This is a genomic window from Micromonospora cynarisoli (assembly GCF_030518815.1).
In the GTDB taxonomy this organism is placed as follows: domain Bacteria; phylum Actinomycetota; class Actinomycetes; order Mycobacteriales; family Micromonosporaceae; genus Micromonospora; species Micromonospora wenchangensis.
Genome location: NZ_CP130426.1, coordinates 771,954 through 797,534, shown reverse-complemented (window position 1 = coordinate 797,534; position 25,581 = coordinate 771,954). Strand labels below are relative to the sequence as shown.

Annotated in this window: 19 protein-coding genes; 4 read left to right on the top strand and 15 right to left on the bottom strand. The window is 73.9% G+C overall.

What is annotated here, in order from left to right:
• Positions 1 to 88 precede the first annotated feature (88 nt).
• The 12 genes from Q2K16_RS03135 to Q2K16_RS03080 form a co-directional block, all read right to left on the bottom strand.
• Complete coding sequence (locus Q2K16_RS03135; protein WP_302743441.1) at positions 89 to 1,237, bottom strand: LLM class flavin-dependent oxidoreductase; 1,149 nt, start codon at positions 1,235 to 1,237, stop codon at positions 89 to 91.
• A gap of 17 nt (positions 1,238 to 1,254) precedes the next feature.
• Positions 1,255 to 2,322 carry an LLM class flavin-dependent oxidoreductase gene (locus Q2K16_RS03130; RefSeq protein ID WP_302743440.1) on the bottom strand — a complete coding sequence of 356 codons (1,068 nt, stop codon included), beginning with the start codon at positions 2,320 to 2,322 and terminating at the stop codon, positions 1,255 to 1,257.
• Positions 2,319 to 2,840: a GNAT family N-acetyltransferase gene (locus Q2K16_RS03125; RefSeq protein ID WP_302743439.1), complete on the bottom strand. Its 522-nt coding sequence runs from the start codon at positions 2,838 to 2,840 to the stop codon at positions 2,319 to 2,321. Before Q2K16_RS03125 ends, Q2K16_RS03130 begins: the two co-directional genes overlap by 4 nt.
• Positions 2,837 to 4,192, bottom strand: a complete 1,356-nt coding sequence (locus Q2K16_RS03120; RefSeq protein WP_302743438.1) for an NtaA/DmoA family FMN-dependent monooxygenase — start codon at positions 4,190 to 4,192, stop codon at positions 2,837 to 2,839. Before Q2K16_RS03120 ends, Q2K16_RS03125 begins: the two co-directional genes overlap by 4 nt.
• 16 nt (positions 4,193 to 4,208) lie before the next feature.
• Positions 4,209 to 5,417, bottom strand: a complete 1,209-nt coding sequence (locus tag Q2K16_RS03115) for an LLM class flavin-dependent oxidoreductase (protein WP_302743437.1) — start codon at positions 5,415 to 5,417, stop codon at positions 4,209 to 4,211.
• An 18-nt stretch (positions 5,418 to 5,435) separates the two neighbouring features.
• On the bottom strand, positions 5,436 to 7,070 hold the full coding sequence (locus Q2K16_RS03110) for a dipeptide ABC transporter ATP-binding protein (RefSeq protein ID WP_302743436.1): 1,635 nt from the start codon (positions 7,068 to 7,070) through the stop codon (positions 5,436 to 5,438).
• Entirely contained in the window at positions 7,070 to 7,963 is an 894-nt protein-coding gene (locus tag Q2K16_RS03105) for an ABC transporter permease (RefSeq protein WP_302743435.1), read from the bottom strand. The genes Q2K16_RS03110 and Q2K16_RS03105 overlap by 1 nt, the downstream gene beginning before the upstream one ends.
• 2 nt (positions 7,964 to 7,965) lie before the next feature.
• Positions 7,966 to 8,895 carry an ABC transporter permease gene (locus Q2K16_RS03100; RefSeq protein WP_302743434.1) on the bottom strand — a complete coding sequence of 310 codons (930 nt, stop codon included), beginning with the start codon at positions 8,893 to 8,895 and terminating at the stop codon, positions 7,966 to 7,968.
• Complete coding sequence (locus tag Q2K16_RS03095; protein ID WP_302743433.1) at positions 8,892 to 10,523, bottom strand: ABC transporter substrate-binding protein; 1,632 nt, start codon at positions 10,521 to 10,523, stop codon at positions 8,892 to 8,894. The genes Q2K16_RS03100 and Q2K16_RS03095 overlap by 4 nt, the downstream gene beginning before the upstream one ends.
• A 372-nt stretch (positions 10,524 to 10,895) precedes the next feature.
• On the bottom strand, positions 10,896 to 11,435 hold the full coding sequence (locus tag Q2K16_RS03090; protein WP_302743432.1) for a flavin reductase family protein: 540 nt from the start codon (positions 11,433 to 11,435) through the stop codon (positions 10,896 to 10,898).
• Between the two features lie 334 nt (positions 11,436 to 11,769).
• Positions 11,770 to 14,847, bottom strand: coding sequence for a VWD domain-containing protein (locus Q2K16_RS03085; protein ID WP_302743431.1), 3,078 nt, complete (start codon positions 14,845 to 14,847; stop codon positions 11,770 to 11,772).
• 101 nt (positions 14,848 to 14,948) lie between these two features.
• The gene (locus Q2K16_RS03080; protein ID WP_302743430.1) at positions 14,949 to 15,779 is read right to left on the bottom strand and encodes an alpha/beta fold hydrolase; all 831 of its coding nucleotides are present in this window, start codon (positions 15,777 to 15,779) and stop codon (positions 14,949 to 14,951) included.
• 74 nt (positions 15,780 to 15,853) lie between these two features.
• Here Q2K16_RS03080 and Q2K16_RS03075 point away from each other — a divergent pair, with 74 nt between their 5' ends.
• On the top strand, positions 15,854 to 16,891 hold the full coding sequence (locus tag Q2K16_RS03075) for a sigma-70 family RNA polymerase sigma factor (RefSeq protein ID WP_302743429.1): 1,038 nt from the start codon (positions 15,854 to 15,856) through the stop codon (positions 16,889 to 16,891).
• Between the two features lie 48 nt (positions 16,892 to 16,939).
• Here the strand turns inward: Q2K16_RS03075 and Q2K16_RS03070 are convergent, their stop codons facing one another.
• Complete coding sequence (locus Q2K16_RS03070; protein ID WP_302743428.1) at positions 16,940 to 18,277, bottom strand: glycoside hydrolase family 43 protein; 1,338 nt, start codon at positions 18,275 to 18,277, stop codon at positions 16,940 to 16,942.
• An 80-nt stretch (positions 18,278 to 18,357) separates the two neighbouring features.
• On the opposite strand from Q2K16_RS03070, the gene Q2K16_RS03065 reads away from it, so the two are divergent.
• Positions 18,358 to 19,539 carry an ROK family protein gene (locus tag Q2K16_RS03065; RefSeq protein WP_302743427.1) on the top strand — a complete coding sequence of 394 codons (1,182 nt, stop codon included), beginning with the start codon at positions 18,358 to 18,360 and terminating at the stop codon, positions 19,537 to 19,539.
• Between the two features lie 98 nt (positions 19,540 to 19,637).
• Here the strand turns inward: Q2K16_RS03065 and Q2K16_RS03060 are convergent, their stop codons facing one another.
• Positions 19,638 to 19,886 (bottom strand): RidA family protein, encoded by a 249-nt coding sequence (locus Q2K16_RS03060; protein WP_302743426.1) that lies wholly within the window; start codon positions 19,884 to 19,886, stop codon positions 19,638 to 19,640.
• A gap of 63 nt (positions 19,887 to 19,949) precedes the next feature.
• Positions 19,950 to 23,453: a methionine synthase gene (gene metH, locus Q2K16_RS03055; RefSeq protein WP_489671895.1), complete on the bottom strand. Its 3,504-nt coding sequence runs from the start codon at positions 23,451 to 23,453 to the stop codon at positions 19,950 to 19,952.
• Between the two features lie 271 nt (positions 23,454 to 23,724).
• Here metH and Q2K16_RS03050 point away from each other — a divergent pair, with 271 nt between their 5' ends.
• A complete protein-coding gene (locus tag Q2K16_RS03050; protein ID WP_145920298.1) occupies positions 23,725 to 24,594 on the top strand; it encodes a PAC2 family protein in 870 nt (289 codons plus the stop codon).
• 112 nt (positions 24,595 to 24,706) lie between these two features.
• Positions 24,707 to 25,498, top strand: a complete 792-nt coding sequence (locus Q2K16_RS03045; RefSeq protein WP_302743424.1) for a GntR family transcriptional regulator — start codon at positions 24,707 to 24,709, stop codon at positions 25,496 to 25,498.
• Positions 25,499 to 25,581: the final 83 nt, after the last annotated feature.

Below are 25,581 nucleotides of genomic sequence, written 5' to 3'. Positions count from 1 at the left end.
CTGCCGGCGACACCCCCTGACCCGACATCCCGACCCGGACACCCCCGATCCGTGGTCCCCGCCCGGGCCGGGGTGCCAAGCCGTCGCGCTAGCCGACCCGGCGGGTGTCGCCGGACTGGGCCCACTCCTTGGCCAGCAGCTGGTAGGACCGCACCCGGTCGGCGTGGTCGTGGGTGATCGTGGTGACCAGCAGTTCGTCGGCGCCGGTGACGTCGCGCAGGGTGCGCAGCCGCTCGGCGACCGTCTCCGGCGCGCCGACGAACCGGGTGTCCAGCCGGTCGGCGACGAGCTGCCGGTCGGCGTCGGTCCACGGCAGGGCGGCGGCCTGCTCGGGGCTCGGGTACGGAATCGCGCCCGCACCGCTGCGGATGCTGCGTACCCAGGGCCCGTACGGGGTGGCCAGCCGACGCGCCTCGGCGTCGGTGTCGGCGACGACCACGTCGGCGGAAACCACCAGGTACGGCTCCGCCAGCGTCGCCGACGGCCGGAACGCCGCCCGGTACGCGGCGACCGCGTCGAGCACCGAGGCGGGGCTGACGTGGTAGTTGGCGGCGAACGGCAGGCCCCGCGCCCCGGCGAGCTGGGCGCTCTCCCCGCCGCTGCTGCCCAGCAACCACACCTGCAGGTCCGCCCCCTCCCCCGGCACGGCGTGCGCGTCGAGGCCGTCGGCGTCCCGGTAGTCACCGCGCAGCAGCGCGAAAATGTCGTCGAGCTGCCCGGCGAACCCGGGTGGCTGCGCGCCGGCCTGGTGCAGCAGCGCGGTGGCGAGGGCGTACCGGGGTGCGGCGGCGAGGTGGGCGTAGGAGAACGGGGCGGGGATCAGCAGCCCGTCGACCACCCGGGCCCCGACCGGCGGTGGGGCGGGTGCGGCGGGTTCCCGGGTGGCGTCGGCCCGGGGCGGTCCGGACCGGCCGATGCCGAGATCGATGCGGCCCGGGTGGAGGGCGGCGAGGGTGCCGAACTCCTCCACCACCGACAGGGCTGTCCGGTGCCCCACCAGCAGCGCGCCGGAACCGACCCGCAGCACGCTGGTGGCCGCGGCGACCTGCCCGATCAGCACGACCGGCGCGGCGCTGGCCACTCCGGCGGCCAGGTGGTGTTCGGCCACCCAGTAGCGGCGGTAGCCGAACTGCTCGACCCGACGGGCCAGGTCGACGGTGTGCCGCAACGCGTCGGCGACGGTGCCACCGGCGGGCACCGGGGACAGGTCGAGCACGGACAGGGCGGTCGTAGGCATGGGTCTCCCCGTTCTGCTCAGAGCGGTTCGGCGGCGGACGCCGGCGGTCGGAAGGGACGGCTGGGGATCTCCCGGCGCAGCACCGGCGCCACCTCGGCCTGGAGCAGTTCCAGGCTCTGCCGGTGGGCCTCGGCGGTCAGCCCGTCCTGGTCGGCCCGCAGGTGCATCACCTCGTGACCGAGCTGCCCGTGCTGACGCAGCACCTTGTCGACGATCTGCTGCGGGCTGCCCACCAGCAGGGAGCTGCGGGCCACGGCGTCCTCGATGGTGGGGAAGACCGGCTCGACGCCGAGCTGGCGGGACGCGGCGACCCGGGCGTCGAAGATCGGCCGGTACGTCTCGACCGCCTCCTGCGAGGTGCGGGCGGCGTAGAAGCCGGCGGTGCCGGCCCCGACGAGGGCGTCCGCCGGGTCGTGGCCGTGGTGCACCCACCGTTGCCGGTAGTGGCGGACCAGCTCCGCGTACGGCTCGACCGGGTTGACGACGTTGGCGGAGAAGATCGGATCGCCGTGGCGGGCGGCCAGGTCGACCGATTCCCGGCTGGTGGCGCTACCGTGCCAGATCCGGATGGTCTCCTGCACCGGGCGGGGCCAGGTCTCGGCCTCGGTCAACGGCGGCCGGAACCGGCCCGACCAGGTGACCCGGTCCTCCCGCCAGAGCCGGCGGAACAGCTCGTAGCCCTCCCGGTTGCGGTCCCACTGGTCCTCGGCGGTGACGCCGAACAGTCGGGCCTGGGCGGTGCCGTTTCCCTTGCCGACGATCAGTTCCAGCCGGCCGTCGCAGAGGTGGTCGAGGGTGGCGTAGTCCTCGTAGGCGCGGACCGGATCGAGCAGGCTCAGCGTGGTGACCGCGGTGAACAGCCGGATGGTGCGGGTCCGGGCCGCGATGTGGCTGAGCACCACCGGCGGTGAGGAGGAGATGAAGGGTCGCTCGTGGCGTTCGCCGACGCCGAAGCCGTCGAAGCCGAGTTCCTCGGCGAGCACGGCGGTGTCGACCACCTCCCGGAACCGTTCGGTGGTGCTCCGCCGTCGCCCGGTGACCGGGTCCGGCAGGTGGGTGATCAGGGTGACCAGCAGGAACTTCATGCCGGGACCGGGGCCTTCCGTCGGGTGCCGGGCTGGATCACCAGGGCGAAGCAGCGGGAGTAGGGCAACGCGTCGTACGGCGGGAAGACCGCGATCGGCCGGTAGCCGGCGCGTTCGTAGCGGCGGACCGCGTCGGGCTGCCGGTCGCCGGTCTGGAGCACGATCCGGCCCGCGCCGAGCTGCCCGGCCGCCTCCCGGGCGGCGTCCAGGAGCTGGTCGGCGATGCCCCGCCCCCGGTGGGCGGGTGCCACGTACATCCGTTTGAGTTCCAGGTCGGGGCCGTACCAGCGCAGCGCGGCGTGCCCGACCGGGGTGGCGTCGGCGGTGTACGCCACCCCCGTCCAGGCCACCGAGCCCGGCGGGAACACCCGGGCCGGGGGCAGGTGGATCGGGTCGTACGGGCGGTCGGCGTACCGCTGGCGCAGTTCCCCGGTCATCGCCGCCCGCAGGGTCACCGCGTCCGGGTCGTCGGGGCGTAGCCGGCAGACGGTGACCGGCGTCGCCTGCGGGGCGGTCATGCCGCACCGACCCGGGTGACCGGGCGGGCGGCCCGCAGGCCGAGATGCTCCCGCAGGGTGGTGCCGGTGTACTCGGTGCGGAACACGCCGCGTTCCTGGAGCAGCGGGACGACCCGGTCGACGAACTCGTCGAGCCCGCCCGGGGTCAGGTGCGGCACCAGGATGAACCCGTCGGCGGCGTCGGACTGCACGAAGTGGTTCATCTGCTCGGCGACCCGCTGCGGGGTGCCGACGAACGACTGCCGGCCGGTGACCTCGATGATCAGGTCGCGGATGCCGAGCCTCTTCTCCTGGGCCAGCGCCCGCCAGCGCCGGGCGGTGCCGACCGGGTCCGGGTACATGCCGGCCCGGCCCCGGCTGATCGCGGCGGCGTCGGTGGCCGGGTCCTCCGTCGGTAGCGGGCCCTCCGGGTCGTACCCGGACAGGTCCCGGTTCCACAGTTGCTCCAGCAGCAGGATCGCGGTCTGTGGGCTGACCTGCTGGCGGCGGATGTGGTGGGCCCGTTCCTGCGCCTCGGCGTCGGTGTCGCCGAGCACGAAGGTCGCCCCGGGAATGATCTTCAGGTCGTCGGGGGCGCGGCCGTGCCGGGCCAGCCGGGCCTTCACGTCCCGGTAGAACTCCCGCCCCTCGGCCAGGGTGCCGTGCCGGGAGAAGATCGCGTCGGCGCTGGACGCGGCGAACTCCCGGCCGTCGGGCGAGTCACCGGCCTGGAGGATCACCGGGTGCAGTTGCGGGCTACGCGGCACGGTGAAGTGTCCGGCGATGTCGAACTGGTCGCCGTGGTGGGCGAAGACCCCCGGGTCGGCCTCGCGGACGTACCTGCCGTCGGCGCGGTCACCGACGATCGCGTCCGCCGGCCACGACTCCCACAGCCGGCGGGCGACCCGGACGAACTCGGCGGCCCGCTCGTAGCGCAGCGACCGGTCGAGGTAGCCGCCCCGGCGGAAGTTCTCCCCGGTGAACGCGTCGGAGGTGGTCACCACGTTCCACGCGGCCCGCCCGGCGGAGAGGTGGTCCAGGGTGGCCAACTGCCGGGCCAGCTCGTACGGCTCCCGGAAGGTGGTGTTCAGGGTGCCGGCCAGCCCCAGGTGGGTGGTGACGGCGGCGAGCGCGGCCAGCACGGTGAGGGTGTCCGGTCGGCCCACCACGTCCAGGTCGTGGATCCGGCCGCGTTGTTCCCGCAGCCGCAGCCCCTCGGCCAGGAAGAAGAAGTCGAACCGGCCGCGTTCGGCGGTGCGGGCCAGGTGGACGAACGAGGCGAAGTCGATGTGGCTGCCGAAGGCGGGGTCGCTCCACACGGTGGTGTTGTTCACGCCGGGGAAGTGCGCGGCCAGGATGATCTGCTTGGGCATCGGTTCTCTCCGGGGATCAGCGGGGGCCCGCGACGGCGTACCGGTTGGCCGGGCGGGGCAGACCGAGCAGGTCGCGTAGCGTGCCACCGGGGTAGCCGGCGCGGAACAGGCCCCGGTCCCGCAGCGCGGGCACCACCGCCCGGGTGATCGTGGTCAGGTCGTCGGGCAGCACGGCGGGACGCAGCCGGAACCCGTCCACCCCGGCCCGCCGCCACGCGGCGAGCAGGTCGGCGAGTTGCCCGGGGCTGCCGGTGAAGGTGGCCGCGTCGGAGGTGTGTCCCGTCCCGTGCAGCTCGTCCAGCCGGTCCCGACGCCGCCGGGCCGCCTCCGGGGTGTCGTCGAGCAGCACCTCCAAGTCGGCGAGGATACGCAGGGGCGGTCCGCCCCGGCCGACGGTCTCCTCGACGGCCCGGACCTCGGTGACGACGGCCTCGGCGTGCCCGGTGTCGGTGGGGGTGACGAACACGACGTCGGCGCGCCGGGCGGCGAACTCGTACGGCACCGTCGCGTGGGCCAGCACGGCCACCACCGGCTGCCCCTGGGGTGGCCGGGGCACGATCGACGGTCCCTTGACCGAGAACCACCGGCCGGTGAAGTCGGTGTAGTGCAACCGGTCCCGGTCGACGAACCGGCCGGTCGGGGCGTCCCTGATCTCCGCGTCGTCCTGCCAGCTGTCCCAGAGCCGGCGGACCACCTCGACGGCGTCGGCGGCCTCGGCGAACAGGTCAGCGACGAGTCGGGCCCGCTGCGGTTCGGCCGGTCGGGTCGGGTCCGGCGGGGGCAGGTCCCGCCGGCCGAAGTGCCCGGCCTCGGCCCGGCGGGCGGAGATCCGGGGCCGCCAGCCGGCCCGGCCACCGCTGACGTGGTCGAGGGTGGCCACCGCGGTGGAGACGTGGAACGGCTCGGTGTGGGTGACGCTGGTGGTCGGGACCAGGCCGATGTGCCGGGTCAGCGGGGCGATCCGGGCCGCCACCAGCAGCGCGTCGAGCCGGCCCCGGACCTGGTCGACCCGGCCGTCCGGCCCGTCGGGCAGGGACGACTGGAGGTCCAGCGAGTCCTCGATGGTGACCAGGTCCAGGGCGGCCTGTTCGGCCTGCCCGACCAGGGCGGCCCACCAGCGGGGGAACAGCGGTGCCGCCGGGTCGGCGTGGGACAGCCGCCAGGCGGCGGGATGCCAGCCGAGGCCGTCGAGGGCGACGGCCAGGTGCAGGGTGGGTTCGGGCATGATTTTCTCCTCCTGCGGTCAACCGGCGGTGACCAGGGTGGGCAACGCGTCGAGCAGGGACCGGGTGTGGGCGTGCCGGGGGTAGCTGAAGACGTCGCCGACCGGGCCCTGCTCGACCACCGCGCCGTCGTGCAGCACCAGCACCCGGTCGGCGAGGTGGTGCACCACGCCGAGGTCGTGGGAGATGAACAGCAGGGCGGTGCCGTCGGCGGCCCGCAGGTCGGCCAGCAGGTCGAGGACCTGGGCCTGGACGGAGACGTCGAGGGCGGAGACCGGCTCGTCGCAGATGATCAGGCTGGGTCGGGGGGCGACGGCGCGGGCGATGGCGACCCGTTGCCGTTGCCCGCCGGACAGCGACCGGGGGTACCGGTCGAGCAGGTCGGGGCCGAGGCCGACCCGACGCAGCAGGGCGACCACCCGGTCGGTGCGCTCCGGTCCCGGGTCGAGGTTCTCGGCGACGAGTCGGCCGACGGTGTACCGGGGGTCGAAGGAGCCCAGCGGGTCCTGGGAGATCAGTTGCAACCGGCGGCGCAGCGGGCGGCGGGCCCGCTCCGGCACCCCTGACCAGCGGGTCGACTCGAAGGTGACGGTGCCGGCGTCGGCGGCGAGCAGTCCGGCGACGAGCCGGGCGACCGTGCTCTTGCCGGAGCCGGACTCCCCCACCAGCCCCAGCGTCTCGCCCCGGGCGACGGTGAACGAGACGTCCCGCACGACGGTGTGCGGGCCGTAGCGTCGGGTCAGGCCGTCCGCGGCGAGCACGGTGTCGTCCGCCCGCACGGCGGGCCGCGCCGGCAGCGGGGTCCGCGCCAGCACCGGCACCGCGCAGCCGTCACGCAACCGGGCCGGTTGGCTGAGCCGACGTCCGCGCGACGAGGCCGACGGCACCGCGGCGAGCAACTGCCTGGTGTACGGGTGCCGGGGCGTCTGCAACAGCCTGCCGGTCGGCCCTTCTTCGACGATCCGGCCGTCCCGCATCACCAGGACCCGGTCGGCCACCTGGGCGACCACCGCCAGGTCGTGACTGATCAGCAGCAGCCCGACCCCGGTGGCCCGGCGTTCGGCGAGCAGCCGCAGGATCTGCGCCTGCACGGTGACGTCCAGCGCGGTGGTCGGCTCGTCGGCGACGAGCAGCACGGGTTCCCCGGCGATCGCCGAGGCGATCAGCGCCCGTTGCCGCAGCCCGCCGGAGAGCTGGTGCGGGTACTGCCGGGCCCGCCTGCCGGGTTCGGGCACGTGCACCTGGTCCAGCAGGTGGGTGACCCGGCCGGCGCGTTCCCGCCGGCCGACGATCTCGTGCGCGGCGAGCACCTCGCCGATCTCCGCGCCGACGGTGCGCAGCGGGTCGAGGGAGACCAGCGCGTCCTGCACCACCAGCCCGGCGAGCCGGCCCCGCACCCGTCGCCAGTCCCGTGGCCGGAAGCCCCGCACGTCCCGGCCGGCGAGGTCGAGCCGGGCGGCGCGGACCCGGGCGTCGACGCCGGCTAGGCCGACCAGGGTACGGGCGGTGACGCTCTTGCCCGAGCCGGACTCCCCCACGATCGCGACGCACTCGCCGGGCCCGACGGTGAGGTCGATGCCCCTCACCGCCTCCACCGGTCCGGTTGGGGTGTCGAAGGTGACGTGCAGGTCCTCGACGGCGAGCAGCGGGCCCATCAGGGGTGCCGCCCGTCGAAGCGGGCCTGCCAGTGCCGGCCGAGGACGGTCAGCGCGACCACCGTCGCGGTGACCGCGGCACCGGGCAGCACCGTCATCCACCAGGCCACCTGGAGGTAGTTGCGTCCCTCGGAGAGCATCGCGCCCCATTCCGGTGACGGCGGTTGCGGGCCAAGGCCGAGGAAGCTGAGCCCGGCGGCGGCCAGCACCGCCTCGCCGAGCCCGATCACGGCGAGGACCGGCACCGGGCCGACCACGTTGGGCAGCACGTGCCGCCACACCAGCCGGGGTCGGGACAAGCCGAAGGTGACCGCCTGTTCGACGTAGCCGGCCCGGCGGACCAGCAGGGTCTGCCCGCGTACCACCCGGGCGTGGTGCGGGAGGGTGGCGATGCCGATGGCGACGACCAGGCTGGCGGTGCCGGGGCCGGTGACCGTGATGAACAGCAGCGCCAGCAGCAGCAGCGGGAAGGCCGACAACGCGTCGAAGGAGCGGCTGAGCGCCTCGTCGGCGAACCGGTGGGCCAGCCCGGCGAGCAGCCCGAGCAGCACCCCGCCGGTGACCGCGATCGCGGTCGCGGCGAGGCCGATGGTCAGCGAGTGCCCCGCGCCGTGCACCACCCGGGTCCAGACGTCCCGGCCGAGCTGGTCGGTGCCGAACCAGTGTGCCGCGTCGGGGGCGGCGAGCACGGCGCGCGGGTCGGCGGCGAGCGGGTCGCCGGGGGCCGGCAGCGCGGGGAGGACCGCCGCGACGACCAGCAGGACGAGGTACGCCCCGGCGACGAGCAGGCCGGGTCGCGGTCGGGCCCGGCGTCGGCGGGCGGGGGTGGGCGGGTCGGTGGCGAGCGGGACCGCCGCGACGGCGGTGGGCGTGGACCCCAGGGTGACGGTCATCGTCAGTTCCTTCGCAGGCGCGGGTCGACGAGCAGGTAGGTCAGGTCGGCGGCGGTGTTGACCATCACGTAGACGGCGGCGGAGAGCGTCACCACGGCCAGCACCACCGGCATGTCCTTGCTGGTCACCGCGTTCAGCGTGACCTGGCCGAGGCCGGGTCGGCCGAACACCTGCTCGACGATGACCGCGCCGCCGAGCAGGATGCCGAACAGCCAGCCGGCGAGGGTGACCGCCGGCAGCAGGGCGTGCCGCAGAGCGTGGCGCAGCAACACCGTCCGCTCGCGGACACCCCGGGCGCGGGCGGTCAGCACGAACGGCTCGTCCAGCGCCCGGTCGAGGCCGTCGCGGAGCACCTGGGCGAGCAGGCCGGCGATGGGCAGGGCGAGGGTGACCGCCGGCAGCACCAGGGCGGTGGGCCCCTGGTCGCCGGCGACGGGGAACAGCCCGTACCGGAAGGACAGCACGCTGAGCAGCACGATGCCGATCAGGAACGGCGGGGTGGAGACCAGCAGCAGTTCGGCTGCGGAGCTGACCCGGCGCGGCCAGCGCCGGCGACGGCCGGCGGTGCCGACCGCCACCACCACCGCCAGCAGCACCCCGAGGCCGGCGGCGGCGACGGCGAGCGTCGCGGTGGGGGCGAGTTGCTCGCCGATGACCTCGGCGACCGGGCGTTGCAGCAGGTAGGAGCGGCCCAGGTCACCGCCGGCCAACCGCCACAGGTAGTCGAGGTACTGCACCACCGGCGGCCGGTCCAGGCCCCACTCGGCGATGATCCGGGCCCGGATCTGCGGGGTGTCCGCGCCGTCGCCCACGATGCTGTCCACGGTGTTCCCGGGCGCGGCCAGCAGCGCCAGGTAGGCGGCGGTGGCGGCGGCCCACAGCACGACGAGTCCGGCGGCGACCCGACGGGCCACCGCCCGTAGCAGGATCATCGTGCGATCCACAGGTCGTACGCGCTGGCCGGCACCCCGGCGGTGGGCTCGAACCGTACGCCGCCCACGGCGGTGCTGGCGGCGATCTGGTCGGCCGGGGCGTAGAGCGGCAGGGCGAGCGCCTGGGTGGCCACGACCCGCTGTTGCAGTGCGGCGTAGCTCTCGGCCCGCCGGGCGGGGTCGGTGGTGGCCTGCCCGGCCTCCAGCAGCCGGTCCAGTTGCGGGTCGGCGACCCGGGTGCGGTTGATGCCGCCTCCGGAGTGCAGCAGCAGGTTCAGCGCCGCCGCGGCGTCGGTGTCGGCGCGGGAGTTGTCGAAGACCTCGTACTCGTTGCGGTCGAACGCCTGCTGGGCGGTGCCCTGGTCGACCACGGAGACCTTCAGGTCGATGCCGGCGCTCTGTTTCACCGCCGCCTGCACGGCCTGGGCGAGCACGTCGCGGCGGTCCCGCACGTACGGGGCGGCCTGCACCAGCCGTACGGTGAGCCGCCGGCCGTCGCGGGTGCGGTAGCCGTCGGCGTCGCGGCCGGTCCAGCCGGCCTGGTCGAGCAGGCGGTTGGCCGCGGCGGTGTCACCGCCGTAGCTGCCCTCCAGTCGTTTGTCGTAGAGCGGGCTGGACGGGCTGACCACGCTCCACGCCCGGGTCGCGGTGTCCCGGTAGACCGAGGTCAGCACGGTGTCGACGTCGAGCGCCTCCCGGAACGCCTGCCGGACCCGCAGGTCGTCGAAGGGGGCGTGGGAGACGTTGAGGTAGTAGGTGTAGGCGGAGCCGGAGTTCAGCGCGCGGGTCAGCCGCAGCCGTGGGTTGCCGGTGACCAGCGGCTGGTCGGTGGCGGGCACGCCCTCGATGAGCTGCACCTGGTTGGCGGTGAGGGCGCCGACCCGGACGGCGGACTCCTTGAGGAACCGGTAGGTGATCTCGTCGAGGTGGGCGGGGCCGGTGTGGGTGGCGGTGGGCGGGGCCCAGTCGTAGCCGGGGTTGCGCCGGTAGTGCAGTTCCCGGCCGGGGACGTAGCGGTCGAGCACGAACGGTCCGGTGCCGACGACGTCGACGCCGCCGGCCTTGAGGTTCCTGGCCTCCCGCAGCGACCTCGGGGACACCTGGGCGCCCTGCGGGGAGGCGAGGAAGTCGAGGATGAGCACGTCGGGGGTGGTCAGGGTGAGTCGTACGGTGCGCGGGTCGACGACCTCGACGGCCTTGAGGTGGCGCAGTTGCACGGCGGCGACGGCGGGGGCGTACCCGGGTTCGCGGAGTTTGTCGAGGTTGGCCTTGACGGCGGCGGCGTCGAACGGGGTGCCGTCGGTGAACGTCACTCCGGCGCGCAGCGGGAGGGTGTAGCTCAGGCCGTCGGGGGTGGCCTGCCAGCCGGTCGCCAGCCAGGGCACCAGCGCGCCCCGTGTGTCGTAGGTGAGCAGCGACTCGAAGCTGTTCCAGACCAGCAGGCGGGCCTTGGCCTGGCTGTACTGGTGCGGGTTGAGGGTGATCGGTTCGGTCTCGACGGCCCAGGTGAGCGCGCCGCCGGGGCGGGGTTGCCCGGCGGCTTCGACGGCCGGGGTGGTGGCGGTGGCGCAGCCGGCGGTGACGGCGAGGACGGCGGCGGCGAGGGTCCGCAGCGGGCGGACGGGCATGGCGGATTCTCCTGTCCAGGCAGGCGATCGGGTACGCCGACACCCGGCCGGGCGTGGGGCGCGGGCCGGTGCGGTGTCGGGGAGGGTGCGGCGGTCAGCTCGGCGGTGAGCCCCACCTCGACGGGCCGGGGGGCGCGTCGGGTCCGGGTGTGGGTGCCGGGTCAGGCCAGACAGGAACTCGACCACACGCGACCGAAGTCGATGTGGCCGCGGATCGTCAGCCGCAGCTCGCTGGACATGGGTCGAGTCCACCTCCGGGGTGCCGGTGGTGTCAACGGAACGCGCGACGGATGTCGGCTATCGCACCGAAGGATGTCGATCCGTTGACCAATGCCTACTAACACCATAGGATTTGCAGAGATTGCGTCCGCGTCAGGCGGCGGGTCGACGGGCCGCGCCGTCCGGACCACCGCGCAGGCCGGCGTAGCGGCCCCGGTGGTAGAGCAACGGCGACCCCACGTCGGCCTGCTGGACCAGCTCCGGTTCGGCGAGCACGATCGCGTGGTCGCCCACGGGGACCCGTTCGACCACCCGGCAGAGCAGCCAGGCCAGGGTGTCGTCGAGGATCGGCACCCCCTCCGGCCCGGACCGCCACCGGGTCGGCGCGGCGAACCGGTCGATGCCGCTGGTCGCGAAGGTACGCGCCAACTCCTGCTGGTGGTGGGCGAGCAGGTGCACCGCCACATGTCGGCTCCGGGCCACCGTGGGCCAGCTCGACGCCCCGAGGTTCAGGCAGAACGAGACGATCGGCGGGGCCAGCGACACCGAGGTGAACGAGGTGGCGGTGAAGCCGACGGCCGGGGCGCCGGGGGCGGTGACCACCACGACGGTGCTGGCCTGGTGGCGCAGCAGCGTACGCAGGGTGTCGGCGTCGGCCTCGACCGGCGGTGGACGATGGTCGGACTCGGTCATCGGAGGACCTCCCGCACGGGGGTCGAAGGGTCACGGCGACACGGCGGACGCCGTGCGGGCGTACGGAATCTTCCCTGCCGACGGCGACGGCCGACGCTGCGGTGCGGCGACCGCAGCCGGTCAGGCGGCGGGGGACGGCCCGGGACACCGCTGGGCGGCGACCCGCATCAGGTCGACGACCCGGCGGGAGGTGAACAGCCGGACGAGCAGCACCGGACCAGTTTCCTATCGAATCGATAGGATTTCAAGCCCCGTCCGACACCGCCCCCTCCCCCGCTGACCGACGGGTCAGGTTGGGCCGGCACCGGACGGGCCCGCCGCCGGCCGACGACGGTCACCGGCTCAGGGTGAGGGTGACCGCGCCGGTGGCCGCGCCCGACGGGTCCACCACGACGGTGTAGTCACCGGTGCCCGGCAACACCGTCGCGCCGATGCCACCGCCGCCACCGACCACACAACCGGCGGCCACCGTCGCGCCGTCGGCGTCGCGCAGGGTCAACGGGGAGCACTGGTCGGGCAGGGTGGCGTCGCTGGCCGTCACGGTCACCGACGTGCCGGCCGTGCCGCTGAACCGGTAGCTGAGCACCGCGCCGGGCCGGTCGACGGTGGCGACGACCGGCGGGCCGTCGACGGTGATCGCGCCGACCCGGTCACCGGTGACGGACAGCCGCAGCGCCACGGAGCCGACGGTCCGGTCCACCGGATCCACCAGCACGGTGTACGTCCCGTCGGCGGGCAGGATCGGGCCGTCGACCTCGCCGACGCCGTCGACGACGCAGCCGCCGGTGAGCCGTCGCCCGTCCGGGTCGAGCAGTTCCAGCGGCGAGCACTGGTCGGGCAGGGTGCTCTGCGGCACCTCGACGAAGACCCGCTGGCCGGCCGAACCGGTGAACCGGTACCGGGCCCGGCTGCCCGGCACGTCGAGCGTCGCGGTGACCGCCGGGGCGTCCGGTCGCAGGGTGCCTGTGGTGTCCCGGGCCGCGTAGACCCGCACGCTGGCCCGACCGGTGCCGGCAGTGGCGTCGACCACCACCGCGTACCTGCCGTCGCGGGTGAGGTCGGTGCGGTCGATGTGACCGCGACCGCCGACGGTGCAGCCGCTTGCCACCTCCGTCCCGGTCGGGTCGAGCAGCCGCAACGGGGAGCATCCGTCGGCCAGGCCGGGTGCGCCGACGTCGACGAACACGGCGTCGCCGGCCCGGGCGGGGAAGGTCAGCGCGGCACCGCCCGGGGTCAGCGACCCGGTGGCGAGCGGGGTCGCGGCGATCGGCGCGGCGGCCGGCGGGGCGACCCGCTCGGTGCCGACGCCACTGACCGCGAACTCGGGGCGGCCGGTCACCCCGACGTCGAAGACGCACTCGGCGAGCTGCCAGGCGTCGGTGATGCCGGCCCACCGGCACACCTGCTCGGCACGGGCCCGCCGGGTCGGGTCGAGGTCGTCGACGGTCACCGCCCGGTCCGGGAACTCCCGGTCGGTGAACGAGCCGGTGTCCTGCCCGTCGGCGTAGCTGAACAGGGAGGTGTCCCCGGTGACCCGCCAAGCGTCGGCGTACGCCGGGTAGAGCTGCTCGAACGGTACGGGCTGGCGCAGGGCGGCCCCGGTGGGGGCGGCGACGTCGTCGGCCGGGTCACCGTCGAAGTCGCCGAGCAGTCCGTGTACCTTCCCGGCCCGGCCCGGGGCGAGCTTCACCAGCACCCGGTAGCCGTACGGGCCGATCGGGTCGACGGCGGCGGCGGAGCCGTCGGGCCAGCGCAGGTCGTAACCGTCGGCGGCGCCGGTGTCGGAGTCGCGGCGGGTGAGCCGGCCCCCACCGGACAGGCCCGTCCCGCCCGACGGCACGACCCGGGCCGTGCCGTCGACGCGGACCTCGGTGCGGCCGTCGACCAGGGTGAGGGTGGCCCGGTGCGCACCTGTGCGGAACGCGACCGCGGAGTTGACCGACACCGTCCGCGAGTCACCCATCGGCGTCTGCCGGACCTGCACCGCCAACGGGTCACCCGAGGTCGACGCGACCAGCACGAACTCGCCGACGGCCTGGAAGTCGTAGTAGTGCCGGTCGAAGGTGACCAGGTGCGGGTCACCGTTGGTGCCGCCGCAGTCGCCCTCGTCCTCGCAGAGTTTCACCGGCCCCTTGGGCGGTGGGGTCTTCTTCGGGGGCTTCCTGCACTCGTCCAGGCTCTTCGGCAGGGTCTTGCCGTCGTACTCGGTGCGCGGCGGCAGGCCCTTGGCCGCCCGGTACCTGTTCTCCGCAAGGGTCGCCCTGACCTCGGCGGTCCTGATCCCCGTGCTCCCGCAGGTGCCCTGCGGCACGGCGTCGCGGGAGATGTCGTCGGAGTGGTTCAGCTCGTGGTACAGCGCCGCGCACGGGTCCCGGGCGACCCCGTCGCCGTACGGCTCGACAGAGGTCGGGTTCCAGGTCACCGTGGAGGAACCCTTGCCGTCCTTGCTGCCCGGGGTCTCGAACGAACCCGATCCGCCGGGGGTGGGGATGATCCGCACCCGCGGGGTCTTGGCGTCCTTGAGCCGGGGCATGATGCCCGCCGGGTCGCCGCCGGCAGCCGCGAACCCCTGGAGGCAGCCGTCGACGGCGGCCTGGAAGTCGACGCCGCTGACCGGCACCCCGGCGCTCGGGTCGACCTGGTAGTCGGCCCGTGCCGGCCGGACGCCCCCGCCGACGACCGCCCCGGCGGCGACGAGCAGCAGCGCGACGACGGCGGCCGGACGACGGCGGGCCCGCCGCAGGAGCAGCAGTGCCAGCCCGCCGACCACCACCGTCAGCAGCACCGCTCCGCCGAGCAGCCAGCGCCACCATCCCCGCCCGGCGGTGTCGTCGCCGACGGTGAAGCCGATGGTCCGCAACGCCGTCGTCCCCGCGCAGGGCTCGGCCAGGCCGGTCACCGGCAGCGCCGTCCAGTTCGCCGTCACCTCGTAGCGTCCGGCGGCCCCGACCGGCCACCGGGTGTCCAACCCGCCGCCGTCCGGGGTCGCCGTCACCGACCGCAACACCACTGCGTCGTCACCGCCGCCGTCGTGCACCCGGACGCTGACCAGTGGAACGGTCACACTCTGCCCCGGTGCCAGGGTGACCGTGCCGGCGGTGGCGGCGGCGCCGATGCCGTCGCCGTAGAAGCTGCGTCCCAGGGCCGGGGTCAGCTCCCGCCCGTCCCGGCGGACCGAGGTCAGCTGCACGGTGCCGTCGGCCACGGTGGCCAGCGTGCAGGCCGTGTCGGTGTCGTTGGTGACCGCGAACGTCAACCGGACCGCCTCGCCCGGGGCGTACCCGGGTGTGCTGGTCCGCAGGTCCAGCCCGAGGCCCCCGGCGGGCGGCGCGGCGGAGGCCGGCACCGGCCCCGCCGCCAGCACCGCCCCGAGGACGGCGCACCCACCGACGAGTCGCACGATCAGCGTCATGCGCGGCACTCTAGGGCCGCGACGCCCACGCTCCGCGTGACTGTCGCGCATCGGTCGCCACCGCCCGACCGCCGCCGGTACGGACCCGCGACACCCCGCCGTCACCCGGCGATGACCTCCCGCAGCCGGACGGCGAAGCCGGTCGGGTCGTCGGCGAAGCCGATGTGCCCGCCGGGGAACATGGTCGGCGGCACGCCCAGCGCGGCGGCCAGCGCGCGGGAGCTGCGGTCACACAGTTCACCGGCCGACTCCTCACCGAGACCGACAAGCACCCGGGTCGGGCCGTCGCGCAGGGCGGCGACGTCCGGCTGGTAGCGGGTCGTGCCGCGCAGGGTGTGCAGGTACTGGTAGCGCTCGTCGGCGGCGTCCTGCGGATCGGGTTCGCGGCCGAACATGCCCTTGACCATCTCCTCGGGCATGACGATGTTGGCGTTGGCGAGGAACTTCCGCCAGGCGCCCAGCCGGTCCCCCCGCCGGTAGGTGGCGACCATGTCGTCCTCCCGGGCGAGCAGTTCGTCACGGTCGTCGAGCAGCAGCACCAGCGGCGGCTCGTGGGCGATCACGGTGTGCGCCGCCTGCGGGTGCGCCTGGGCGAGCGCCAGGACGGTGACGGCGCCGCCGCTGGAGCCGAGCACCGCCGCCGGGCCCGCGTCGAGGTGGGCCAGCAGCCGGGCCAGGTCGTCGGCGCGCAGTTCGGGCGTGGAGTCCTGCTCCGGGTCGTGCAGCCGGCTGCGGCGGATGCCGCGCGGGTCGGTGGTGAGCACGGTGTGGTCGGTGGCGAGCAGGTCGGCCAGCGGGGCGAAGGCCCGGGCGTCCATCGGGGCGGCGACCAGCGCCACCAGGGGGCCCTGGCCGCGTACCTCGAAGTGCAGGGTCCCGTCGGGGACGGCCAGGGTGGCGGTGGTCACCGGGATGGTGGTGGAACTGCTCATGATCGGGTCCTCCGGGTCGTGACGTGCGGCTCGTACACGGTGCAGACTCCCGGCGTGGGGCAGAATCGTCGGTCGTGAGCACGATTCTTGCCGAGATCACGGCCGACGACCATGACGCGACGCTCACCCGGGCCCGGAGCGGGGACGACGCCGCGTTCACCGCGCTGGTCGCGCCGCTGCGGCCGGAACTGCACGCGCACTGCTACCGGATGCTCGGTTCCCCGCACGACGCCGACGACGCGTTGCAGGAGGCCCTGCTGCGGGCCTGGCGGGCCCTGCCCCGGTTCGAGGGGCGCAGTTCGCTGCGGACCTGGCTCTACACCGTCGCCACCCGCACCTGCCTGGACCTGGCGACCGGGCGGGGGCGGCGGGCGTTGCCCGTTGACCTGGGGCCGGCCAGCGAACACGCCGTGCCGGGCAGCGTCGCCGCCGCGAACGTACGGTGGCTCGGCCCGTACCCCGACGCCGCTCTGGCCGCCGGCCCCGCCACTCCGGACGCCCGCTACGAGCAGCGGGAGGCGGTCGAGCTGGCGTTCGTCGCCGCGCTGCAACACCTGCCCGGCAACCAGCGGGCCGTGCTGCTGCTGTGCGACGTGCTCGGCTTCACCGCCGCCGAGATCGCCGCCATGACGGGCGCCACCACCGCGTCGGTCCACTCGGCGCTGGCGCGGGCCCGCCGGGTCGTCGCCGAGCGGGTGCCCGCCCGCAGCCAGCAGCGGGCGCTGCGTACCCTCGGTGACGCCCGGCTGCGGGAGGTCGCCGCCGGCTACGCCACCGCCCTGGAGAACGGCGACGCCGACGCCCTGGTCGCCCTGCTCACCGAGGACGTCACCTGGTCGATGCCGCCACTGCCGCACTGGTACGCCGGCCGCGCCGCAGTGCTGGACTTCGCCCGGGCGATGCCGTTGGGCAGCTGCGGCAGTTGGCGGCACGTGCCGGTGGCGGCCAACGGCCAGCCGGCGGTGGCCAACTACCTGCGCGCGGGCGACACCGGCCCGCACCTGCCGTGGTCGATCACGGTGCTGACGGTGCGCGACGGCCGCATCGCCCAGCTCGTCTCGTTCCTCGACGGCACCCTGTTCCCGACGTTCGGTCTGCCCGCCACCCGCTGACGGCCGGTGGGCGGGTGGCACGCCCACCGGCCGACCCGCCCGGGGCGCTCAGGCCAGCGGCGCGGTGAGGGTGTACGAGGCGTCCCCGGCGAAGGTGCTGCCGGCGGCGTACGGGTCGACCCGTAGCGCGTAGTCGTAGTGTCGCAGGTAGCGGCCGGGGTGGTTCCACGACTCGAAGGAGTAGCTGCCGCCCCCGGCCAGCCCGGCACGGCTGCAGAAGGTGGCGTCCCCGGCGAAGACGGCGCTGCCGTCGTTGCCGGCGAGCCGGAGGGTGAAGTCCCAGTGCCGCAGGTAGGAGCCGTTGACCGCGCGGAACGAGTAGCAGGAGGCGTTGGCCAGGCCGGGGACGATCTGGAAGGTGGCGTCCTGCCGGTCGGCCAGCGGGCTGCCGCTGCCGAGCACGTCGATGCGGGCGAGGTTGTCGCGGTGGCGGACGTACCGGTCGGGGAAGTTCGCCGAGCGCAGCGAGCGGCTGCCGGTGGGCGGGGCGGAGGTGTCCCCGACGCTCTCCCGCAGCACGGTGAAGTGGCGCACCGTGCCGGACAGCCCGGCCAGTTCGGTCTTGCCGGTGAAGCCGTACAGGTCGCTGCTGTCGGCGGAGTAGTAGCGGCCGGCGCCGTACTGGTCGAAGTAGATCCGCCACCGGTTGTCGGGCAGCCGGACCAGGGCGGGCCCTTCCAGGCCGGAACCCCAGCCGGCCCAGTTGCCGGTGCCGATCCAGCTCCACGGGCCGGTCAGCGCGGGGGCGGTGGCGTGCTCGATGTACTTGGTGGTCTCGTTCTTCACGAAGTTGTGGTAGGTGTTGCCGACCTTGACGATGAAGCTGTCGATGTGGTTAGTGCCGATGCCGGTGAGCGCCGCCGGGGCGCTCCACGCCGACAGCGCGCTGTTCGTCGCGGTGATCCGGTAGGGCTGGAACTGCCCGGCGGTGCCGGTCTGCGAGACGGAGACGACGATGTGCACGCTGCCGTCGCTGTCGACGAACCACTCCGGGGCCCAGGTGCTGCCGTTGGTCGGCGCGACGGAGATGGAGACGTTGCGCTGGAAGGTCCAGCTCAGGTAGTCGGCGCTGCGGGCGATGCCGATGGTGTTGCCGGTCCAGCCGGTGGTGTAGACGAGGTAGTAGTAGCCGTCGGTGTGCCTGATGACGCTCGGGTCGCGGACCAGCCCGGACGGCGGGGTGTAGGCGTTGGCCCGTTGGAGGGTGAACCGGGTGGCGTCGGCGGAGTCGTAGACGTACATGTTGGATTCGCTGCTGTTGGTGAACGCGGTCATCAGGTAGTGCGGGACCGGCCCGGCGGCGTTGGCCCGCGCCGGCCCGGCGACCAGCAGGCCACCGAGCACGCAGAGCACCGCCGCCAGAGCGCCGTAGCGGAGACGTCCCATCGACACACCTCTCTCTGTAAATCGATGGTTGTCATCCTGCACTATTGCCAACGGTTTTCGTAAGTGTTGCGATAAGCGCCATGGCCCGGACCTCCCGCGACATCCGCTCCGCCAACCGGCTCACCGTCGTCCAGCAGGTCGTCGCCGCCGGCACCACCAGCCGGCAACGCCTCGCCGTCGACACCGGGCTCAGCCTCGGCACCGTCGCCACCCTGGTCGCCGAACTCACCGACCTCGGGCTGCTCGCCGAGGCCGGCCGGGAGGACTCCGGCGGCGGACGTCCCCGAGGCCTGGTCACCGCCGACCCGCACGGCGGCCTGCTGATCGGCGTCGACGTCGCCGAGACGTACGTGCACGTCGACCTGTTCGACACCACGCTGACCCGGCTGGCCGGTGCCGAGGAGGCGCTACGCCCCCTGGAACGCCGCCCGCACCAGGTGGTCCGGCACATCGTCAGCGGCATCGACACCGTCCTGGCCGGCACCGCGGCCCGGGTGCTCGGCGTCGGGGTCAGCGTCCCCGGCCAGGTCGACCGGGAGGGCGGCGTGTCGGTGTTCGCGCCCAACTGGAACTGGCACGACGTACCGCTGCGGGACCTGCTCGCCGACCACCTGCCGCTGCCGCTGCACCTGGACAACCCGCTACGCGCGGCGGTGCTCGCCGAACTGTGGGCCGGGGCCGCCCGGGGCCGCGACGACGTGGCCGTGATCAACCTGGGCACCGGCGTCGGGGCGGGCCTCGCCTTCGGCGGCACCCTCTACCGGGGCAGCAGCAACAGCGCCGGCGAGTGGGGGCACACCACCCTGGTCCTCGACGGCCGGCTCTGCCGGTGCGGCAGCCGGGGCTGCGTCGAGGCGTACGTCGGCGCGCCCGGCATCATGCAGACCCTGCGCGACCTGGCCCCGACCAGCCCGCTGCTGCACCCCGAGGACCAGACCGCCACCCTCGACGCCCTCGCCGCCGGACTGGCCGCCGACGACCCCACCGCCGCCAAGGTGGTCGCCGAGACCGCCCGCTACCTCGGCGTCGCCATCGCCGACCTGGTCAACCTGATCAACCCGGAGGTCGTGGTGCTCAGCAGCTGGGTCGCCGACCGCCTCGGCGACCGGCTGCGCGACGAGGTCCGCGCCGTGGTCGCCCAGCACGCGCTGCGCCGCCCGCTCGCCGCCACCGGGATCGTCCGCTCCCCCGTCGCCGGCAACCCGGTCAGCCTCGGCGCGGCCACCCTCGCCCTGGAGGGCTTCCTCACCCAGGGACGGTAGCCCGGCCCCGCATGACGGGCGCAATGTCGGCGATCCAGCGGTATCGGAGCGCCCGAATGCCGCTGAATCGCCGACACGTGTCTCACCGAGCCGGGACATCAGTCCAGGATCGCCGCCGCCTCGACCTCGACGAGAACGTCGGGCTCGAAGAGGTGGTCGACGCCGATGAGCGACGACGCCGGCAACGGCTGCGGCAGGCCGAGTTCCCCCGCGACGTCCTGCACCCCGGCCATGAAGTCACCGATCCGCTCCGGCGACCAGTTCGTCACGGAGAACGTCAGGCGGACGACGTCGGCGAAGCCCGCGCCGGCACCCGCCAGCAGGTGGCGTGTTCCGCCTCCGGGCACGGCCCCACGACGGCCTGACAGTGCGCTGGAACGTGTTCGCGCAGCTCAGACGGGGCGGCGGCGTCACTTGGCGTTGAAGTAGTTCGCCTCCGGGTGGTGCACCACGATCGCGTCGGTGGCCTGCTCCGGCACCAACTGGAACTCCTCCGACAACTGCACCCCGATCCGCTCCGCCCCGAGCAGCTCCACGATCTTGGCCCGGTCCTCCAGATCCGGGCAGGCCGGGTAGCCGAACGCGTACCGGCAGCCCCGGTAGTCGTTGCGCAGCAGCCCGGCCAGGTCGGTCGGGTCGCCGGTGGCGACCGTGCCGCCGCCCGGCAGGGTCAGCTCGGAGCGGATACGCCGGTGCCAGTACTCGGCGAGCGCCTCGGTGAGCTGCACGGACAACCCGTGCACCTCCAGGTAGTCGCGGTACTCGTTGGCGGCGAACATCTTCGCGGTGTACTCGCTGATCGGCTGGCCGACGGTGACCAACTGCAACGCCACCACGTCGAGCCCGCCACTCTTCGGGCGGAAGAAGTCGGCCAGGCAGAGCCGCCGCTCCTGCCGCTGCCGGGGGAACGAGAACCGGGCCCGCTCGCTGGTGCCGTTCTCGTCCAGCACCACCAGGTCGTTGCCCTCGGAGTACGCCGGGAAGTAGCCGTACACCACGGCCGCCTCCAACACCTGGTCGGCGATGAGCCGGTCCAGCCAGTACCGCAGCCGGGGCCGCCCCTCGGTCTCCACCAGTTCCTCGTACGACGGGCCCTGGCCGCCCCGCGACCCGCGCAGCCCCCACTGGCCGAGGAACGTGGCCCGCTCGTCCAGCAACGCCGCGTAGTCGGCCAGCGGCACCCCCTTGACCACCCGGGTACCGAAGAACGGCGGGGTGGGTACCGCCACGTCGGTGGCCACGTCGGAGCGGACCGAGGAGTCGTTCAGCTCCGGCAGCACCTCGGTGACCATGGTGCGCTGCTTCTCCCGGCGGGCCCGCCGGGCCGCGAGGGCCGCCTCCCGCTCCGGGTCGATCACGGGTGCGCCGCCACGCTTGGCGGTCATCACCCGGTCCATCAGGGCCAGCCCCTCGAAGGCGTCCCGCGCGTAGTGCACCTGGCCGGGGAACATCGCCCGCAGGTCGTCCTCGACGTACGCGCGGGTCAGCGCCGCCCCACCCAGCAGCACCGGCCACCGCTCGGCGACCCCGCGCGAGGCCATTTCGGCGAGGTTCTCCTTCATGATGACCGTGCTCTTGACCAGCAGCCCGGACATGCCGATCGCGTCGGCCCGGTGCTCCTCGGCGGCGTCGAGGATCGCGCCGATCGGCTGCTTGATGCCGATGTTGACGACCTCGTAGCCGTTGTTGGACAGGATGATGTCGACCAGGTTCTTGCCGATGTCGTGCACGTCGCCGCGCACGGTGGCCAGCACGATCCGGCCCTTGCCGCCGTCCTCGACCGCCTCCATGTGCGGCTCCAGGTAGGCCACCGCCGTCTTCATCACCTCGGCGGACTGGAGCACGAACGGCAACTGCATCTGCCCGGAGCCGAACAGCTCACCGACGACCTTCATCCCGTCGAGCAGGATGTCGTTGATGATGGACAGCGGGGAGCGGCCCTGCGCCATCGCGGCGTCCAGGTCGGCCTCCAGGCCGTTGCGCTCGCCGTCGATGATCCGCCGCTTGAGCCGCTCGTCCAGCGGCAGCCCGGCCAGTTCCTCGGCCCGGGTGGCCCGCGCCGACGCGGCGTCGACGCCCTCGAACGCCTCGATGAACCGCTGCACCGGGTCGTAGCCCTCGCGCCGCCGGTCGTAGATCAGGTCGAGGGCGACCTCACGCTGCGCCTCGGGGATCTTCGACATCGGCAGGATCTTGCTGGCGTGCACGATCGCCGAGGTCAGCCCGGCCTGCACGCACTCGTGCAGGAACACCGAGTTGAGCACCTGCCGGGCCGCCGGGTTGAGCCCGAACGAGACGTTCGAGATGCCCAGGGTGAAGTTGACCCCCGGGTAGCGGGCGGCGATCTCCCGGATCGCCTCGATCGTCTCGATGCCGTCGCGGCGGGTCTCCTCCTGGCCGGTGGCGATCGGGAACGTCAGCGCGTCGATGAGGATGTCCGACCGGTCCATCCCCCAGCGGCCGGTCAGGTCGTCGATCAGCCGGGCCGCGACCCGGACCTTCCACTCCCGGGTACGGGCCTGCCCCTCCTCGTCGATGAGCAGCGCCACCACTGCCGCCCCGTGCTCGGCGATCACCGGCATCACCCGCGCGTAACGGGAGTCGGGGCCGTCGCCGTCCTCGAAGTTGACCGAGTTGACCACGCAGCGCCCACCGAGCATCTCCAACCCGGCCTCGATCACCGCCGGCTCGGTGGAGTCCAGCATGATCGGCAGGGTGGACGCGGTGGCGAACCGGCCGGCCAACTCCCGCATGTCCTGCGTACCGTCCCGGCCGACGTAGTCGACGCACAGGTCCAGCAGGTGCGAGCCGTCACGGGCCTGGCTGCGGGCCACCTCGACGCACGCCTGCCAGTCGGCGGCGAGCATCGACTCGCGGAACGCCTTGGAGCCGTTGGCGTTGGTCCGCTCCCCCACCATCAGCACCGAGGCGTCCTGGGCGAACGGCACCGGGTGGTAGATCGACGAGACGCCCGCCTCGTGCCGGGGCTCGCGCGAGGTCGGGGTGGCGTCGTGCAGCCGCTCGGCCAACGCCCGGATATGCTCCGGGGTGGTGCCGCAGCAGCCGCCGATCAGCCCCACGCCGTAGTCGGCGACGAACCGCTCCAGGGCGTCGGCCAGCTCCACCGGACTCAGCGGGAAGTACGCCCCGTCGGCGGTCAGCACCGGCAGGCCCGCGTTCGGCATCACCGACAGCGGAATCCGGGAATGTTGCGACAGGTAGCGCAGGTGCTCGCCCATCTCGGCCGGGCCGGTGGAGCAGTTCAGCCCGATCAGGTCCACCCCCAGCGGTTCGATGGCCGCCAGCGCCGCCCCGATCTCGCTGCCGACCAGCATGGTGCCGGTGGTCTCCACGGCCACGTGGCAGATGATCGGCACCTGCTGGCCCAGTTCGGTCATCGCCCGCTTCGATCCGACCACGGCCGCCTTGACCTGGAGCAGGTCCTGACAGGTCTCGATGATCAACGCGTCCGACCCGCCGGCGATCAGCCCGGCGGCGTTCTCCTGGTACGCGTCGCGCAACGTCGCGTACGGGGCGTGGCCGAGGGTGGGCAGCTTGGTGCCGGGACCGATCGAGCCGAGCACGAACCGGGGGCGGTCCGCCGTGGCGTACGCGTCGGCGGCCTCCCGGGCGATCCGCGCGCCGGCCTCGGACAGCTCCCGGATGCGCTGCGGGATGTCGTACTCGGCGAGGTTGGCGAGGTTCGCGCCGAAGGTGTTCGTCTCGACGCAGTCCGCGCCGGCCGCCAGGTAGGCCTCGTGCACGCCGCGCACCACGTCGGGCCGGGTCACGTTGAGAATCTCGTTGCAGCCCTCCAGCCCCTCGAAGTCGTCGAGGCTCAGGTCGGCAGCCTGGAGCATTGTCCCCATCGCGCCGTCGGCGATGAGAATCCGGTCGGCCAGCACATCCCGCAACGAAGTCCGCACCACATCAGGTTAGTGCGAGGAATCCGGTAACCGTCGACGCCCGGGCTCGTCCCACTATGTGTCCATCCGCTCCCCGTCCCGGTTCGTACCGGTTCGGCGGCGGGGTGGGCCGGCGTGCCGGCGCGGCCGACGGGCCACGCGCCGCGCCGGGACGTAGGCTTGCGGACGTGAAGGACATCAGGGACGCCACCGTGCACGGCGGGCGGGTGACCGGGCCGACCCCCGGCACCGTCGGCATCGAGCGGGGCGAGGTGACGGCGTGACCGAGTTCGACGGGCTGCCGGTGCTGCGGTCCCCGGTGGCGATCGCCGCCTTCGAGGGCTGGAACGACGCCGCGGACGCCTCCACCGCCGCCGTGGAACACCTGGAACAGGTCTGGCAGGCCCGCCAGATCACCGAGATCGACCCGGAGGAGTTCTACGACTTCCAGGTCAGCCGCCCGACGATCACGATGTCCGACGGCGAGACCCGCCGGGTGGAGTGGCCCACCACGAAGTTCATGGTGGCCAGCCCCGAGGGCACCGACCGCGACGTGGTGCTGATCCGGGGCATCGAGCCGAGCATGCGCTGGCGCACGTTCTGCGAGCAGGTGCTGGAGATCTGCCACAGCCTGGAGGTGGAACGGGTGGTGCTGCTCGGCGCGTTGCTGGCCGACGTGCCGTACACCAGGCCGTTGCCGATCAGCGGCAGCGCCTCCGACGCCCAGGCCGCCCAGCGTTACCAGCTCACCCCCACGCGCTACGACGGTCCCACAGGCATCGTCGGGGTGCTCCAGGACGCCTGCACCCGGGCCGAGGTCGACGCGGTGTCGTTCTGGGTGCACGTGCCGCACTACGCCAACAACCCGCCCTGCCCCAAGGCGACCCTGGCCCTGCTGCACCGGGTCGAGGACGTGCTCGACCTCCCGGTGCCGATGGCCGACCTGGCCGAGGAGGCCGCCGAGTGGGAGCAGCGGGTACGCGGCGCCGCCGAGCAGGACGCCGAGCTGGGTGAGTACGTGCGGGAGTTGGAGGAACGCGTCGGCGACGCGGGCATCACCCCGTTGACAGGTGACGAGATCGCCCAGGAGTTCGAGAAGTACCTGCGCCGCCGGGGCGGTTCCGCCGGCCCCACCGCCGGTTCCTGGTAGTCGTCCCCGACAGGCCCCGGGCGTGGTGTCCGGGGCCTGTCGTCGTGTCCGGGGTGGCGTCGTCACCCCGTCTAGGGCATCCTAGGAACCTAGCTGTCATGAGGAGGCGGGCGTGCAGATCAACCCGGGAGCCGCCGAGTTCCCGCACCGGCAGATCGCCGCGCAGCTCAAGGCCCAGGTGCGGCGGGGCGACTGGGGGCCTGGCGAACGGCTGCCGTCCATCCCGGCCATCGCCGAGATGTTCGGGGTGGCCAAGCAGACCGTGCAACGCGCCGTCGACCAGCTGCGGGTCGAGGGCATCCTGATCACCAAACCCGGCTCCGGTACGTACGTGCGGGGCACCAGGCGGCGGCTCAACCGGCTCTCCCGGGGCCGGTACGGCGGTTTCCGGGGCTACCACGCCGACCTCGCCGCGCGGTACCGCCAGCAGCTCGTCTCGGTAGGTCGGGCGCCCGCCCCGCCCGAGGTGGCCGACGCATTCGGGGTCGCCGACGGCACCGAACTGCTCTGCCGCCGGCACCTGGTACGCACCGACGACTCCCCGGTGGAGGTGGGCGCGTCCTGGTTCCTGCCGAAGGACACCGCCGGCACCTCCCTGGAGCGGGCCGAGGCGTTCGGCAGGCCGCTCTACCAGGAGGCCGAGGAGGCCACCGGACGGCGGTACAGCACCGCCGCCGACACCATCAGCGCCCGCCAGCCCAGCCGGGAGGAGGCCGAGACGCTCCAGATCCGTCCCGACACGCCCGTGCTGCACCTGCTGCACGTCGCCTACGACGCCCACCGCAAGCCGATCGAGGTCGCCCAGGCCACCTGGCCCGGCCCGATGACCACGCTGACCGAGGAGTACCAGGTCCCCGCCCCCGCGCCGGACCCCGACCCCGATCCCGGCCTGGTCCTCGGCTGATCCCGGCCGGGCACCGCCCACCACCCCGGCCCGGCGTCCGACGGGGCCGGGACGCACCGCACGGGGGCGCGGCCGGCGGGACG